The organism is Aeromonas sp. 96A, assembly GCF_051919165.1.
In the GTDB taxonomy this organism is placed as follows: domain Bacteria; phylum Pseudomonadota; class Gammaproteobacteria; order Enterobacterales; family Aeromonadaceae; genus Aeromonas; species Aeromonas veronii.
In genome coordinates this window covers 2,251,766-2,265,430 of record NZ_JBQBFE010000001.1, presented here as the reverse complement: position 1 = coordinate 2,265,430, position 13,665 = coordinate 2,251,766, and the positions used below count along the sequence as shown (strand labels likewise).

Annotated in this window: 15 protein-coding genes; 11 read left to right on the top strand and 4 right to left on the bottom strand. The window is 59.5% G+C overall.

Going from position 1 to position 13,665, the window contains the following annotated elements; all coding sequences use genetic code 11:
• Positions 1–91: 91 nt before the first annotated feature.
• Positions 92–583 carry a methylated-DNA--[protein]-cysteine S-methyltransferase gene (locus ACTG2W_RS10325; RefSeq protein ID WP_106843883.1) on the bottom strand — a complete coding sequence of 164 codons (492 nt, stop codon included), beginning with the start codon at positions 581–583 and terminating at the stop codon, positions 92–94.
• A gap of 32 nt (positions 584–615) precedes the next feature.
• Positions 616–1,032 (bottom strand): alternative ribosome rescue aminoacyl-tRNA hydrolase ArfB, encoded by a 417-nt coding sequence (arfB, locus tag ACTG2W_RS10320; protein ID WP_019445599.1) that lies wholly within the window; start codon positions 1,030–1,032, stop codon positions 616–618.
• 201 nt (positions 1,033–1,233) lie between these two features.
• Here arfB and glnK point away from each other — a divergent pair, with 201 nt between their 5' ends.
• The 5 genes from glnK (at position 1,234) to ACTG2W_RS10295 (ending at position 6,626) form a co-directional block, all read left to right on the top strand.
• The gene (glnK, locus tag ACTG2W_RS10315) at positions 1,234–1,572 is read left to right on the top strand and encodes a P-II family nitrogen regulator (protein WP_005341406.1); all 339 of its coding nucleotides are present in this window, start codon (positions 1,234–1,236) and stop codon (positions 1,570–1,572) included.
• A gap of 258 nt (positions 1,573–1,830) precedes the next feature.
• Positions 1,831–2,838: a Fe(3+) ABC transporter substrate-binding protein gene (locus ACTG2W_RS10310; protein ID WP_005340374.1), complete on the top strand. Its 1,008-nt coding sequence runs from the start codon at positions 1,831–1,833 to the stop codon at positions 2,836–2,838.
• Between the two features lie 39 nt (positions 2,839–2,877).
• Positions 2,878–4,503 (top strand): ABC transporter permease, encoded by a 1,626-nt coding sequence (locus tag ACTG2W_RS10305; RefSeq protein ID WP_106843884.1) that lies wholly within the window; start codon positions 2,878–2,880, stop codon positions 4,501–4,503.
• Positions 4,504–4,582: 79 nt separating this feature from the next.
• Positions 4,583–5,617 carry an ABC transporter ATP-binding protein gene (locus ACTG2W_RS10300; protein ID WP_106843885.1) on the top strand — a complete coding sequence of 345 codons (1,035 nt, stop codon included), beginning with the start codon at positions 4,583–4,585 and terminating at the stop codon, positions 5,615–5,617.
• A 103-nt stretch (positions 5,618–5,720) separates the two neighbouring features.
• Positions 5,721–6,626, top strand: a complete 906-nt coding sequence (locus tag ACTG2W_RS10295) for a Dyp-type peroxidase (RefSeq protein WP_106843886.1) — start codon at positions 5,721–5,723, stop codon at positions 6,624–6,626.
• Positions 6,627–6,716: 90 nt separating this feature from the next.
• On the opposite strand, the gene argR is transcribed toward ACTG2W_RS10295, so the two are convergent.
• A complete protein-coding gene (gene argR / locus ACTG2W_RS10290) occupies positions 6,717–7,187 on the bottom strand; it encodes a transcriptional regulator ArgR (protein WP_005340378.1) in 471 nt (156 codons plus the stop codon).
• 201 nt (positions 7,188–7,388) lie between these two features.
• Here argR and ACTG2W_RS10285 point away from each other — a divergent pair, with 201 nt between their 5' ends.
• The 6 genes from ACTG2W_RS10285 (at position 7,389) to ACTG2W_RS10260 (ending at position 12,347) form a co-directional block, all read left to right on the top strand.
• Positions 7,389–8,129 carry an ATP-binding cassette domain-containing protein gene (locus ACTG2W_RS10285; RefSeq protein ID WP_005357971.1) on the top strand — a complete coding sequence of 247 codons (741 nt, stop codon included), beginning with the start codon at positions 7,389–7,391 and terminating at the stop codon, positions 8,127–8,129.
• A gap of 24 nt (positions 8,130–8,153) precedes the next feature.
• Positions 8,154–8,891 (top strand): transporter substrate-binding domain-containing protein, encoded by a 738-nt coding sequence (locus ACTG2W_RS10280; RefSeq protein ID WP_106843887.1) that lies wholly within the window; start codon positions 8,154–8,156, stop codon positions 8,889–8,891.
• 3 nt (positions 8,892–8,894) lie between these two features.
• Complete coding sequence (gene artQ / locus ACTG2W_RS10275; RefSeq protein ID WP_043826111.1) at positions 8,895–9,545, top strand: arginine ABC transporter permease ArtQ; 651 nt, start codon at positions 8,895–8,897, stop codon at positions 9,543–9,545.
• A 3-nt stretch (positions 9,546–9,548) separates the two neighbouring features.
• Positions 9,549–10,211, top strand: a complete 663-nt coding sequence (artM, locus tag ACTG2W_RS10270; RefSeq protein ID WP_005348902.1) for an arginine ABC transporter permease ArtM — start codon at positions 9,549–9,551, stop codon at positions 10,209–10,211.
• A 221-nt stretch (positions 10,212–10,432) separates the two neighbouring features.
• Positions 10,433–11,368, top strand: coding sequence for a malate dehydrogenase (gene mdh / locus ACTG2W_RS10265; protein ID WP_005340384.1), 936 nt, complete (start codon positions 10,433–10,435; stop codon positions 11,366–11,368).
• 394 nt (positions 11,369–11,762) lie between these two features.
• Positions 11,763–12,347 carry a tetratricopeptide repeat protein gene (locus ACTG2W_RS10260; protein WP_026034955.1) on the top strand — a complete coding sequence of 195 codons (585 nt, stop codon included), beginning with the start codon at positions 11,763–11,765 and terminating at the stop codon, positions 12,345–12,347.
• 100 nt (positions 12,348–12,447) lie between these two features.
• Here the strand turns inward: ACTG2W_RS10260 and hmpA are convergent, their stop codons facing one another.
• On the bottom strand, positions 12,448–13,641 hold the full coding sequence (gene hmpA / locus ACTG2W_RS10255; RefSeq protein WP_106843888.1) for an NO-inducible flavohemoprotein: 1,194 nt from the start codon (positions 13,639–13,641) through the stop codon (positions 12,448–12,450).
• Positions 13,642–13,665 lie beyond the last annotated feature (24 nt).

The window sequence follows — 13,665 nt, the reverse complement described above, 5'->3', positions numbered from 1 at the left end:
GTTCATCTTGTCAGCAAAGCGTGGTCACTGACTGAAAGCCTTTTCATTCTGGTCGCGATATTGTCCCGCCCTCTCCAAGGCGCTCATCGTCTCATGGGGCCAGCTCGAATGCTGTGCCTACCTGTTCCAGTGCCAGCAACCAGCGCTTGATGGGAATGCCGCCAGCATAGCCGGTCAGCTCGCCGCTGCGTCCGATCACCCGATGGCAGGGCACTATGATGCTCAGCGGATTTCGCCCATTGGCAGCGCCCACAGCCCGCACCGCCTTGGGATTGCCGATAGCCTGGGCAATCTCGAGATAGCTCACGGTCTCGCCATAGGGGATATCACACAAAGCGTTCCACACCGTTTGCTGGAACGGGGTGCCCTTCGCTGCCATGGGCAGGTCGAACTGCTGCAATTTTCCGGCAAAATAGGCGGTGAACTGGGCAAGATAGGGCGCCAGCGCCTTGTCATCCCGTTGCCAGTCAGCTTGCGGCATGACGGGCCGCTCCCCGAGCATGAACTCTACGTGGCGCAGGCCATCCTGATCGATGGCGACCAGCAGCGGGCCGCGGGCGCTGTCGCAAAAACTGTATCTCATCGGCTGACATCCTTTGGGAGTTGGGGGTTGGCTCAGTCCAGAACCGGTTTGCCGCGGGCGGATTTGATATCCCCCTTGCGCTTTTTGGCATCGACCCGTTTGCGCTGGGAGCTGCGGGTCGGCTTGGTGGCATGACGAGCCTTGGGGCGCCAGGCTGCTTTTTTCAGCAACTCCACCAGACGGCTCATCGCCTCCTTGCGGTTCATGTCCTGGCTGCGATGGCTCTCGACCCGGATCAGGACAAAGCCATCGTGTACCCGGCTGTCGCTCAGCTTGTCGAGACCCTCCTTGTAGAGGGGCGTCAGGCTGGGAGAGTTGCGGTAATCGAAGCGCAACCAGACGGCGGAGTCGGTCTTGTTGACGTGCTGTCCACCGTTGCCCTGTGCCCGCATGGTCTGAAATTGCAGCTCATGCCAGGGAATCGTGACGCTGTTGGAGATAACTAACATGCTGTTTTGCTCTTGTTTGGTGCATACCCGCTGACCGCTGCAGCATGGTGCCTCATTATGGGGCGTGCTGGCCGGTTATGGGGATGTGCCTGGCGAATGGCGCAGGCATTAAACTCTATCTATATGAAATAAAACAATAAAAATACTTGGCATAAGAATTGAAACCCGATTCATGACACACCATGGATTGGGAGCAACCAGATGAAGCTGATTAGTGCGATTATCAAACCGTTCAAGTTGGACGATGTCCGCGAGGCTATTGCCAACCTGGGGGTGGAAGGGCTGACCGTGTCCGAGGTCAAGGGATTTGGCCGCCAGAAGGGACACACCGAATTATACCGGGGAGCCGAGTATCAGGTCGACTTCCTGCCCAAGGTGAAACTGGAGATTGCTACCGCCGATGATAACGTGGAAGGGGTGATCGAGGCGATCTGCAAGGCGGCCTATACCGGCAAGATCGGCGACGGCAAGATTTTTGTCTACGACTTGCTGCAAGCGGTGCGCATCCGCACCGGCGAGAGTGACGACGAGGCGCTGTGATGAACCGCATCCGTGACGTACAGATCTGTTGACCTCCCGATCTCGGGAATTCCCGATGGCGTGAGCGCTTATTGAAGCCTGATCAACATAACGTTTTGCTCAGAAGAGGCCGAATGGGATTCCATCCGGCCCTTTTCATTTATGGGCGATTAAATATGTGATGTGGCGACGGCAAGCTTTCTTGATCCACTCATAAGATGTATGCAGAATGCAAACGGAAATCGTTATCACTCTGTATAGCTAATCAAGGAATGGATGATGAAAATGAAGATGTTGGCACTGGCTTTCTCTGCGTTGGCAGCTCAGTCGGCATTGGCGGCCGGGGAAGTGAATGTCTACTCCAACCGGCAGGATGAGCTGATCAAGCCCATCATCCAGCAGTTCGAGAAGGAATCTGGCATCAAGGTGAACGTGGTGTTCGCCAAAGAGGGATTGAACGAGCGTCTGGAGCGGGAAGGCAAGCTCTCTCCGGCCGACCTGATGCTGACCGTCGATATCAGCCGTCTGACCGATCTGGTGGACAAGGGGCTGGTGCAGCCGGTGGACAGCAAGATCCTGCAGGAGAACATCCCCGCCATCTATCGTGATCCGGAGAACCGCTGGTTCGCGCTGACCACCCGGGTTCGCGCCATCTACTCCAGCAAGGATCGCCTCGGCAAGCTCGATACCATCAGCTACGAAGATCTGGCCAAACCGGAATTCAAAGGGAAAATCTGCACCCGCAGCGGCAAGCATGAGTACAATGTGGCGCTGGTCTCCTCCATGATTGCACATCACGGCATGGCCGAGACCAAAACCTGGCTGGAAGGGGTCAAGGCCAACCTGGCGCGCAAGCCGCAGGGCAACGACCGGGATCAGGTCAAGGCGATCAAGGATGGTATCTGTGACGTGTCGCTCGGCAACAGCTATTATCTGGGCGCCATGTTGAAAGATCCTGCGCAGAAGTCCTGGGCGGATGCGGTCTATATCAACTTCCCGAACCAGGCTGACCGCGGTGCCCACGTCAACGTGAGTGGCGTGGCCATGACCAAGTATGCCAAGAACAAGGCCGAGGCCCAGAAGCTGATGGAGTTTCTGGCTGGCGACACCGCCCAGCACATGTATGCGGACGTGAACGCCGAATATCCGGTCAAGGCCGGAGTCGAGCCTTCCGCCATGGTCAAGTCCTGGGGCAGTTTCAAGTCTGACGCACTACCGGTCAGCGATTACGCCAAGCACCGCAAGGACGCCTTGCAGTTGCTGGATGAAGTGAAGTTCGATTTGTAATCAGATGGGGCCAACGGCCCCATCAACATCTGTGGTCTCATGAAAAATTTTGGATGGATGACCGGCAGCTGGGCCATCGCCCTGCTGCTGGGTTTACCGGTTATAGCCCTGCTTTTCTCTGCCTTCTCGGCTGAGAGGGAGCTGTTTCGCCACCTCGCCGATACCGTGCTGCTCGATTATCTGGGCAATACCCTGGGGCTGGTGGTCGGTGTGGTACTGCTAAGCCTGCTGTTTGGTGTACCCACCGCCTGGCTGGTGGCCATGTGTCAGGTGCCGGGGCGGCGCGCTTTGCAGTGGGCCTTGATGCTGCCGATGGCGATGCCCTCCTATATCGTTGCCTACGTCTATACCGACTTGCTCGATTACTCGGGCCCGCTACAAACCGGGTTGCGAGCGCTCTTTGGCTGGAACAGTCCGGCCGATTACTGGTTTCCTGCCATTCGCTCCCTTGGTGGCGCCGCCTGGGTGCTGGCGCTGGTGCTGTTCCCCTATGTCTATCTGTTAACCCGCGCCTCCTTTCTCGAGCAGTCAGTCAGCCTGATCCACTCCAGCCGCCTGCTCGGCTGCACCCCGTGGCAGAGCTTTCGTCGCCTCAGTCTGCCGCTGGCGCGCCCCGCCATCATGGTGGCGGTATCGCTGGTAGCCATGGAGACGCTGGCCGATTTCGCCACCGTACACTTCTTTGCCATCAACACCCTGACCACGGCTGTCTACGACACCTGGCTCGGCTACGGTAGTCTGGCCACCGCGGCCAAACTCTCCTGCCTGATGCTGCTGGTTGTGGTGCTGCTGATCGCGCTGGAGCGTCGCTCGCGCAGTCGACAGCAGGTGTTCCAGAAGTCCATGGGCCATGAGCAGCCGCTGCGCTATCCGCTCAAGGGGATTGGCCGTTGGTTGGCCGGTCTCTGGTGCTGGGGGCTGGTGCTGGCCGGTTTCGGCCTGCCATTCGTCATCCTGCTCGATTACGGCGTGCGTTACTTCGAGTTGTCGTGGACGCCGGAGTTTGTCCGCTTCGCCGGCAACAGCTTGGCTATCTCGGCGCTGACCGCTCTGCTGGCGATGGGCATCGCCCTGCTGCTCGGCTTCTTCCGCCGTCTCGATGGCGGGTTCAAGAGTTTGCTGCCCCTGCGCATCGCCGCCATGGGTTACGCCATGCCGGGCACCGTGCTCGCTATCGGGGTGCTGGTGCCGCTCACCGCCCTCGACTTTGCCATCAACGATCTGGCCGAGTGGCTCGGGCGTCAGGGGCCGGGCTTGCTGCTGACCGGTACCATCACCGCCATCGTGTTCGGCTATCTGGTGCGCTTCGTGGCCATCGCCATCGGCTCGGTGGAGAGCAGCATGGGCAAGATCTCCCCCAGCCTCGACATGGCGGCCCGCTCTCTGGGGCAAGGGGATGGCGGCATGCTGCGGCGGGTTCATCTGCCGCTGGTGCGCCGGGGTCTGTTTGCCGGTGCCATGCTGGTATTCATCGAATCCATGAAGGAGCTGCCTGCCGCTCTGCTGCTGCGGCCCTTCAACTTCGATACCCTGGCGACCCACGTCTACCAATTCGTCTCGGACGAGATGCTGGAGCGCGGCGCGCTCGGGGCCATCGTCATCGTGCTGGTGGGACTGTTGCCGCTGATCTGGGTCAACCGCAGTCTGGACACTCCGGGCCACTGAGTCGCCACGTCGGCCAATGATATTGCATGCGGTGCGCTGAAAAAGGCCGCGCACCGCCAGAAACGAGAGGAAGTCAGCCTTGTCCTGTTTGCAGGTTGAAAATGTCAGCTGCCGTTATAACGGCCGCAATGTGCTGGAACAGCTCTCCCTGACGGTGGCAGACAACGAGATCGTCTGCCTGCTGGGAGCCAGTGGCTGCGGCAAAACCACGCTGCTCAAGGCCATCGCCGGGCTGCTGCCGCTGGCCGATGGCTCGATTCGCCTCGGCGATACCCTGCTCGACGGGCCGGGTGCCAGCGTGCCGCCCGAGGCGCGCAACATCGGTATGATCTTTCAGGATTACGCCCTCTTCCCCCACCTGACGGTGGCCGACAACGTCGGTTTCGGTCTGACCAAATTCGATCGCCGCGCCCGCCAGCAGCAGGTTGACGAGGCGTTGGCGCTGGTCAATCTGCAGGGGCTGGGGGAGCGTTATCCGCACCAGCTCTCCGGCGGCCAGCAGCAGCGGGTGGCCATCGCCCGGGCGCTGGTGTGCAAGCCACGGCTGATGCTGCTGGATGAGCCCTTCTCCAACATCGACACCCAGGTGCGGATGAAGTTGATCCTCGAGATCCGCGCCCTGCTCAAGCAGCAGGGGATCGGCGCCATCTTCGTCAGCCACAGCAAGGAGGAGGCGTTTGCCTTCGCCGATCGGCTGGCGTTGTTTCGCGCCGGTCACATCGAACAGGTGGGGCAGCCGGAGCAGCTCTATCGCCGCCCGCAAAACCGCTTCGTGGCGGAGTTTCTCGGCGGGGTCAACTATCTGGCTGCCGAGGTGGTGGACAGCCACTGTGTGCAGACGGCGCTCGGGGTCATTTGTGGCAGCGAGCCTCATGGCCGCGCGGTGGGCGAGCAGTTGCAGCTGATGCTCAGACCTCAGCAACTGCTGCTGGAAAACGCCGCAGATGGGGCGCTCAAGGTGGTGGAGCAGCAGTTCCTCGGCCACCACTGCCGGGTGCTGTTCGAGTGTGGCGATCTGCAGCTGGAGGCGAGCATTGGTGAGCCCCTTGATGGGATGCGGGCACGGATCAAGGTTGCCCCCCATGGGCTGGTGTTGTTTGACCCTTTACCCTGAACGCGTGATATCGTCGTGAAATCAAAGAACTGGATCCACTCTGGTTTATAATCGCGCAACGCTAATAGCCCATAACGCTAACGCCTACTCAGGGGAGAGATATATGAAAGCCCAAGCCGGGATCTGCGCAGAGCCGAATCTGCACACCCTCTATCTGATGTTCAATCGCACCGGCGATGCCGCCGAACTGGTCGGCCGTCTGGCCAAATTGCCCGCCCTGTGGCAGGCGGTGGCTGCCGATTTCCCCGAGGCCGGTTTCAGCGGTCTGGTCGCCGTTGGCGCCGATGCCTGGGATGGTCTCTACCCTGCTGCCCGTCCCCCCCAGTTCCGCAGCTTTATGGCGCAATCCGCCAACGGTCAGGAAGCCCCCAACACCCCGTTTGATCTCTTTATTCAGCTGCGCGCCGATCGGGTGGATGTGCTGCACCACGCCGGTCACCGTGTGATGGCACTGCTGGCCGGACTGGTCGAGCTGGCCGAAGAGGTGCGCGGTTTCCGCAACCTGGATTGTCGTGACCTGACCGGTTTCGTCGACGGTACCGAGAACCCGCAGGATGAGCACCGTGCCGAAGTGGCGCTGGTGGCCGATGGCGAGTTTGCCGGTGGCTCCTACATTCATGTCCAGCGCTGGGTACACGCCATGAGCGACTGGGAGAAGCTGGCGCAGAAAGAGCAGGAAGACATTATCGGTCGTACCAAGCCCGACAATATCGAGTATGAATCTGCCGCCAAACCGCTGACCGCCCACATCAAGCGGGTCAACCTCAAGACGCCGAAAGGGGAGTCTATGGAGATCCTGCGCCAGAGCATGCCCTGGGGCACCATGACCGAGCAGGGGCTCTACTTCATCTCCTGCTGCCGCACACCGCAGCACTTCAACGCCATGCTGGCCAGCATGTACAAGGGGGAGGGCAGCCACTTCGATCACCTGTTGCGCTTTACCAAGGCAGTGACCGGCGCGGCCTTTTTCGCCCCATCTGAAGGTTTTCTGATGGCGCAGGGCAAATAAGCCCGCCTGACGAAGACTCAGAAAACAAAAATCCCGGCCTTGGCCGGGATTTCTCGTTCTGGCGTGACTGCTATGATGCGGTGGCGGCCATTACGGCGTCTGTTCGAACAGCTCGAGGGCGGAGAGATAGAGCTCTTCGATATCGGTGTCGCTGGTCGGGGTGATGAAGATGGTGTCATCACCGGCGATGGTGCCGAGGATCCCCTCTGCCTTGCCGAGGGAGTCGAGCAGGCGGGCAATCAGCTGGGCTGCGCCCGGGCTGGTGTGGATCACCACCAGTGCGCCGTTGTGATCGACGTCCAGTACCAGATTCTTGAGCGGGCTGGAGGTGGTGGGCACGCCCAGTTCCACCGGCAGGCAGTAGACCATCTCCATCTTGGCATTGCGAGTGCGAACGGCGCCGAAGCGGCTCAGCATGCGCGATACCTTGGACTGGTTGATGTTCTCGAAGCCCAGCTCTTGCAGGGCGGTGACGATTTCTGCCTGGGAGCCAAAGCGCTCTTCTTTCAGCAAGGCTTTAAAGGCCTTGGCCAGTTTTTCTTGCTTGTCGTTGTGTTTCATCTTGGTCTCACGAATGAGGAGGTGTGGCGGCCTGTGCGATACAGGCGGCAGATACGAACAGCGGGGCCATTTTGCATTCATATGCCGTTTTTTGCAAGGAAGCGGCGCTTGTTCTGCATATTGATTCAAAAATGGCTTGCATCAACCTTTATTAGGGATAGAATCGGGATGAAATTTTGAAAACTTATTCAATTGGGCTGTATGGGTATTGAATTAATAGGTATCGAGAAGTCCTGGCACAAGGTGCCGGTTCTGCAACAGGTCAGCTTTCGGACATCCCCCGGTGAAACCTTGGTGTTGCTGGGCCCGAGCGGTGCTGGCAAGAGTTCCCTGCTACGGATGATGAACCTGCTGGATACCCCGGATGCGGGTGTTCTGCGGATTGGCGAAAGTGAATTTTCTTTCCCGAACTCCCTCTCTGCTGCCGAATTCAACCGCCAGTCCCAACTGCTGCGTCGCAAGGTGGGGATGGTGTTCCAGCAGTACAATCTGTGGCCACATCTCACTGTGATGGAGAATCTGATTGAAGCGCCGGTCAAGGTGCTTGGCATGAGCAAGGAGGCTGCCATCGAGAAGGGGGCCTATCTGCTGGCCCAGCTGCAACTGGCGGACAAGCGCGATGCCTGGCCGGCACGCCTCTCCGGCGGTCAGCAGCAGAGGGTGGCCATTGCCCGTACCCTGATGATGGATCCGGAAGTGCTGCTGTTTGACGAGCCGACTGCTGCCCTCGATCCCGAGATCACCAAAGAGGTGGCCGAGATCATCCGCAACCTGAGCCAGACCGGCATTACCCAGGTGGTGGTGACCCACGAGGTCGACTTTGCCCGCAAGGTGGCCAGTCAGGTGATTTATCTGGAGAAGGGGCGGATCATCGAATCCGGCACCGCTGCAATTTTCCAATCCCCGCAAACCAGCCGGTTTGCCGAATTCTTGATGCATTGATATTGAATCGATAAGGAAGCTGTCATGAAAAAGAGTCTGTTGTTGGTTGCTGCCATGGGCCTGTTGAGTACCTCCGTCATGGCCAAAGAGATCAAGTTCGCTACCGAGGCCACCTACGCGCCGTTCGAATACCTGGATAACAAGAACGAGTTTCAGGGTTTTGACATCGATCTGGCCCGTGCCATCTGCGAGCAGGTCAAGCTGGAGTGTAGCTTCCACAACCAGGCCTTTGACAGCCTGATCCCCAGCCTGAAATTCCGTCGCTACGATGCTGCCATCGCCGCCATGGACGTAACCCCGGAGCGGGCCGCTCAGGTCGATTTCTCCGACATCTATTACGAGAACTCGGCAGTATTCGTCGCCAAGAAAGGTGCCTTCAAGGGGCCGGAAGAGATGGTAGACAAGACCGTCGGCGTGCAGAACGGCACCTCTCACCAGTCATATCTGGTGGATAACTGGGTGAGCAAGGGCCTGCTGACCGTGCCGTACGCCAGCTACCAGAGCGCCTTCCTCGACATGATGAATGGCCGTACCGATGGCGTGTTTGCCGATACCGCCGTTGCTGCTGACTGGCTGAAGCTGCACAAGGAGTATGCGGTGGTGGGTGCGCCGGTGACCGATGCCAAGTACTTCGGTACCGGCTTTGGCATCGCGGTCGCCAAGGGCAATCAGGAGCTGCTGACCCAGCTGAACAAGGGGCTGGCCGAGATCAAGGCCAACGGCACCTATCAGAAAATCTTCGACAAATACTTCGCGCAGTAAGCCATGTTGAGCCTGTTGTTGGATGCAGCCTGGATGACCCTCGGGCTGGCCCTGGCATCACTGGTCGGGGGCATGGTATTGGCACTGGCGTTCAGTGCCGCCGAGCTCAGCAAGCAGCGTGCATTGGTGTGGCCGGTGGCCACCCTGACCACGCTGATCCGTGGCCTGCCCGAGTTGCTGGTGGTGCTGTTCATCTACTTCGGCTCGACCCAGGTGTTGTTCCTCATCACTGGCGAGTATGTGGAGTTCAGTCCGTTCGCCTGTGGCGTGCTGGCGCTTTCCCTGCTGTTCGCCAGCTATGCGACCCAGACCCTGCGGGCGGCGCTTAATGCGGTGCCTTCAGGTCAACGGCTGGCGGCGCTGGCGTTGGGGTTGAGCAAGAGCCACATCTTCTTTCGCATCGTGTTGCCGCAGGCGTGGCGTCACGCCCTGCCGGGCCTCGGCAACCAGTGGCTGGTGTTGCTGAAAGATACCGCGCTGGTGTCGCTTATCGGGGTCAACGAGATGATGCGTCAGGCGCAGATGGCCTCGGCCAGTACCTATGAGCCTTTCACCTGGTATGCCGCTGCGGCCCTCATCTATCTGGCTATCAGTCTGGTGAGCGAGTACGGCCTCGGGCTGGCTGCCCGCTACACCCGCCGCTACGGAGGATAACCGATGCAAGAGTATCTCGTTACGTTGCTGGGCGGTCTGGTCACCACGCTGGAGCTGACCCTGTTCAGTCTGCTGCTGGGGATTGTGTTGGCGGCCCTGATGACCTGGGTGCTGGAGCTGCGCCTGCCGGTGGCGACCCAGCTGGTGCAGCTGTGGGTGCTGCTCTTTACCGGTACGCCGCTGCTCATTCAGATCTTCCTGATTTACTACGGGCCGGGTCAGTTTGAGTGGCTGAAAGCCAGCCCGCTCTGGCCGCTGCTCAAGCAGCCCTGGTTCTGCGCCGTGCTGGCGCTGGGTCTCAACACGGCGGCTTACTCTACCCGGTTGTTCAAGGGGGCGCTCGATGCCATCCCGGCCGGTGAAGTAGAGGCGTGTCGTGCGCTTGGCTTTAACGGCCGCCAGACCTTGTGGATGAAGGTGCGCCATGCCGCCCGTCATCTGGTGCCTGCCTACTCCAACGAGGTGATTCTGGTGCTCAAGGGGAGCTCCCTCGCCAGTACCATCACCATCATGGACATCATGGGGCTGGCGCAGGGGTTGAACGCCCAGACCTACGATACCCTGGCTGTGTTCGGGGTGGCTGGTGGGCTTTATCTGGCGATGAACGGATTGTTAACAATTGGTTTTCGCTGGTGTGAAAAACGGGCGCTGGCATTCCAATCCTGAGACCCTCAGATCTACCTCTTTATGGTAAGGAGAAGTGCAGAAAAACTGTGCTTCTCCTCCAACTTTTTGTATTTCCCTCCAATTTTTGCTCCCGCATGTTTCGTGGCTCACAGAACCCGTGACTGCAACTGTTATCAGATTGTTTTTTATGGGGGGATCCATTAAGGTTGGGCGCACAACAACAAACAACCTTAAACCTACGCTTAAACATGGAGTTGATCATGAAAGTTGCCGTTCTGGGTGCCGCTGGTGGCATCGGTCAAGCCCTCGCTCTGCTGTTGAAAAACCGTCTGCCGGCTGGCTCCGAGCTGAGCCTGTATGACATCGCCCCGGTTACTCCGGGTGTGGCCGTTGACCTCAGTCATATTCCTACCGACGTCGCCATCAAGGGCTTCTGCGGTGAAGATCCGACTCCTGCGCTGGTTGGGGCCGATGTGGTGCTGATTTCCGCCGGTGTGGCACGCAAGCCGGGGATGGATCGCTCCGACCTGTTCAATATCAACGCCGGTATCGTCAAGAATCTGGTCGAGAAGTGCGCGGCCACTTGCCCGAAAGCACTGATCGGCATCATCACCAACCCGGTCAACACAACTGTGGCTATCGCCGCCGAAGTGCTGAAGAAAGCCGGTGTCTATGACAAGCGTCGCCTGTTCGGTGTCACCACCCTGGACGTGATCCGCGCCGAGACCTTCGTGGCCGCTGCCAAAGGGTTGAACATCGACAAGGTACGCGTCAACGTGATCGGTGGTCACAGTGGCGTCACCATCCTGCCGCTGCTCTCCCAGATTGAAGGTGCCTCCTTCACTGCTGAAGAAGTTGCAGCCATGACCAAGCGCATCCAGAATGCCGGTACCGAAGTGGTTGAAGCCAAGGCTGGTGGCGGTTCCGCAACCCTCTCCATGGGTCAGGCGGCTTGCCGTTTTGGTCTCTCCCTCATCAAGGGTCTGCAGGGCGAAGCCAACGTTGTCGAGTGTGCCTACGTGGAAGGCAACGGCGAGCACGCCACCTTCTTCGCACAGCCGGTACTGCTGGGCAAGAACGGCGTCGAAACTGTACTGGATTACGGCAAGCTGAGCGCCTTCGAGCAGGAAGCGATGGAAGGCATGCTGGCTACCCTGAAAGCCGATATCCAGCTGGGTGTCGATTTCGTCAAGTAAGCGGGTCAACCGTGCCAACAAGGGAGCTTCGGCTCCCTTTGTATTAATGGGAACCGCCCGGCAGGCTAAGGGGATGGGGCTTGGTGCCGATAACAGAGTGCAGCAGGAGATCCTTATGATGAAACCCCTTACCCTTCTCGTTCTTGTCGGTGCATTCACCGCGCCCCTCTATGGTGCCGAGGCGGTATCGGCTGCCGTATCGAGCGATGTGCCTGCAGCAAGTGCATCGGCACCGACCGCAAGCAGTGCTGCGGTGGCAACGGCCCCTGTCTCTGCTGCTACGCCAGCGCCCTCTGAGGCAGTCCCCGTCTTGCTTCCGGCCGAGCCGGTCACACCCGTTGCCAGCAGTGGCGAGGGGGCCGCGCCGCTGCCAAAACCGGTTGAGCCTGCCGCTGTGGTGGCGCCTCCCGCACCTCTGGCCGCAGGCGAGTTGCAGGCGGTGCCGCTCTATCGTCAGGACGAGCTGCTCAACTGGATTGAGCAGGGGCGCCACCTCACTCAGGTTAAACAGGATCGCTGTCAGCTGACTCAGGATATCGAAGCGCGCGCCTCGGTGATGAAGATCCCGGCCTATCAATTCCTCTGGGGGGATATGCTGGCGTGGGGGGTCTGTACCAAATCCAATGCCGAACTCGGGGTGCAATATATGTGGGAGGCGGCCAATCAGGGGTTGGCGCCAGCGCTGGAGCAGTTGGGCCGCTACTACTGGAAAGGAACTTTGGTGCAGAAGGATTTGGTGCGAGCCGAGACCCTGATGCGCGAGGCGGCCAGCCTCGGTTTTCTGCGGGCCCGCATCGAGTGGGTCGAGATGCTGCTGCAGGGGATGGGCAGTCCGCTCGATTATGAGGACGCCTATCGCTGGCTCCATGGCTCCGTCATAGGTGACAAGGCGCTGCACCAGAAGGCGGCGAGTCTGCTCAACCGTCTTGGCAACCGGATGCCGGCCAACGTGGTGGCCCGCGCCAAGGCGATGCACTGATCCAAAAAAAATGACCCACAGATCAGCACCTGTGGGTCCGGTTCCAGCCGCCGTGCCATGACAGGCCGGAACCTCCCTCTGTTATATGGCTGCCCGCGCCTTAGAGATCTTGGTGGGGGCCAAAAACTTCGTAATGGAGCTGCCCCGTTGGTACTCCAGCCGCCAGCAGCTGCCGCCTGATCTCTTGCATGAAGCCGACAGGGCCACAGAAGTAGTAGTGGGCCTCTGGCGTGATGCGCTCCTTCACCACAGTCAGATACATGGTGCCGGCCAAGTCGTAATCTTCACCCTGTACATCGCTGGCCTCCGGCTCCCGATACCAGACCCGGCTCAGCAAGTTGGGATGCTGGCGGGATTTTTGCTTAATATCCTCCCGGAAGGCGTGTACAGCGCCCTGTTCGCAGGCGTGCAGCCAGGTGATCTCTGCCTGATGGCCGCTCGCCAGCAGCTGGTTGAGCATGCTCATCATCGGTGTCACGCCGACACCGGCTGAGAGCAGTACCACCGGGGTCTGGCTGTCGGCTTTCAGGTAGAAATCGCCGGTAGGGGGCATCACCTCGATCTTGTCACCCGCCTGCAGGTGATCGTGCAGCAGGTTGGAGACCTGACCCTGCGGTTCACGCTTGACGCTGATGCGGTAGTCCTGCCCGTTGGGGGCATCGGAGAGGGAGTACTGGCGGATTTCCTGATATTCCAGCTCGGGGTGAACCAGCTTGATGCTGAGGTATTGGCCCGGTTTGAAGGCCAACACTGGCTTGCCATCTTCCGGCGTCAGCAGGAAGGAGGTGATGAGGGCGCTCTCGGCTCGCTTCTCCTTGATGATGAAGGTGCGGGTACCTTGCCAGCCGCCATCCTGATTGGCCTTCTCCTGATAGATCTCCCGCTCGCGGCCGATGAAGATGTTGGCCAGCACGCCATACGCCTTGCCCCATGCCTCCAGCACCTCGTCGGTGACCGCACTTCCGCCCAATTCTTTGAGCGTGGCCAAGAGATGACTACCTACAATGTGATATTGTTCCGGCTGGATCAGGAATCCGGTATGTTTGTGCGCAATCCGCTCGACCGCACCGGCGAGCGCTCCCAGATTGTCGATATTCTTTGCATACGCGGCGACTGCATTGAACAGGGCCAGCGGCTGGCCGCCACTGCGTTGGTGGGCCAGGTTGAAGATATCTTTCAGCTCCGGGTTATGGCTGAACATTCGTTGGTAGAAGTGCTGGGTGAGGGCAGGGCCTGCCGATTCGAGCAGCGGAATAGTGCTTTTGATGACGGCAACGGTGGTTTGATCTAGCATATGGGCCTCTTTCTAATTGAACAT

Coding starts and splice junctions, on each gene's coding strand:
- ACTG2W_RS10285 (WP_005357971.1), top strand. CDS start 7,389: ATGGGTATTGAATTAATAGGTATCGAGAAGTCCTGGCACAAGGTGCCG.
- ACTG2W_RS10280 (WP_106843887.1), top strand. CDS start 8,154: ATGAAAAAGAGTCTGTTGTTGGTTGCTGCCATGGGCCTGTTGAGTACC.
- hmpA (WP_106843888.1), bottom strand. CDS start 13,641: ATGCTAGATCAAACCACCGTTGCCGTCATCAAAAGCACTATTCCGCTG.
- ACTG2W_RS10325 (WP_106843883.1), bottom strand. CDS start 583: ATGAGATACAGTTTTTGCGACAGCGCCCGCGGCCCGCTGCTGGTCGCC.
- ACTG2W_RS10305 (WP_106843884.1), top strand. CDS start 2,878: ATGAAAAATTTTGGATGGATGACCGGCAGCTGGGCCATCGCCCTGCTG.
- artM (WP_005348902.1), top strand. CDS start 9,549: ATGCAAGAGTATCTCGTTACGTTGCTGGGCGGTCTGGTCACCACGCTG.
- artQ (WP_043826111.1), top strand. CDS start 8,895: ATGTTGAGCCTGTTGTTGGATGCAGCCTGGATGACCCTCGGGCTGGCC.
- mdh (WP_005340384.1), top strand. CDS start 10,433: ATGAAAGTTGCCGTTCTGGGTGCCGCTGGTGGCATCGGTCAAGCCCTC.
- arfB (WP_019445599.1), bottom strand. CDS start 1,032: ATGTTAGTTATCTCCAACAGCGTCACGATTCCCTGGCATGAGCTGCAA.
- ACTG2W_RS10295 (WP_106843886.1), top strand. CDS start 5,721: ATGAAAGCCCAAGCCGGGATCTGCGCAGAGCCGAATCTGCACACCCTC.
- argR (WP_005340378.1), bottom strand. CDS start 7,187: ATGAAACACAACGACAAGCAAGAAAAACTGGCCAAGGCCTTTAAAGCC.
- glnK (WP_005341406.1), top strand. CDS start 1,234: ATGAAGCTGATTAGTGCGATTATCAAACCGTTCAAGTTGGACGATGTC.
- ACTG2W_RS10310 (WP_005340374.1), top strand. CDS start 1,831: ATGAAAATGAAGATGTTGGCACTGGCTTTCTCTGCGTTGGCAGCTCAG.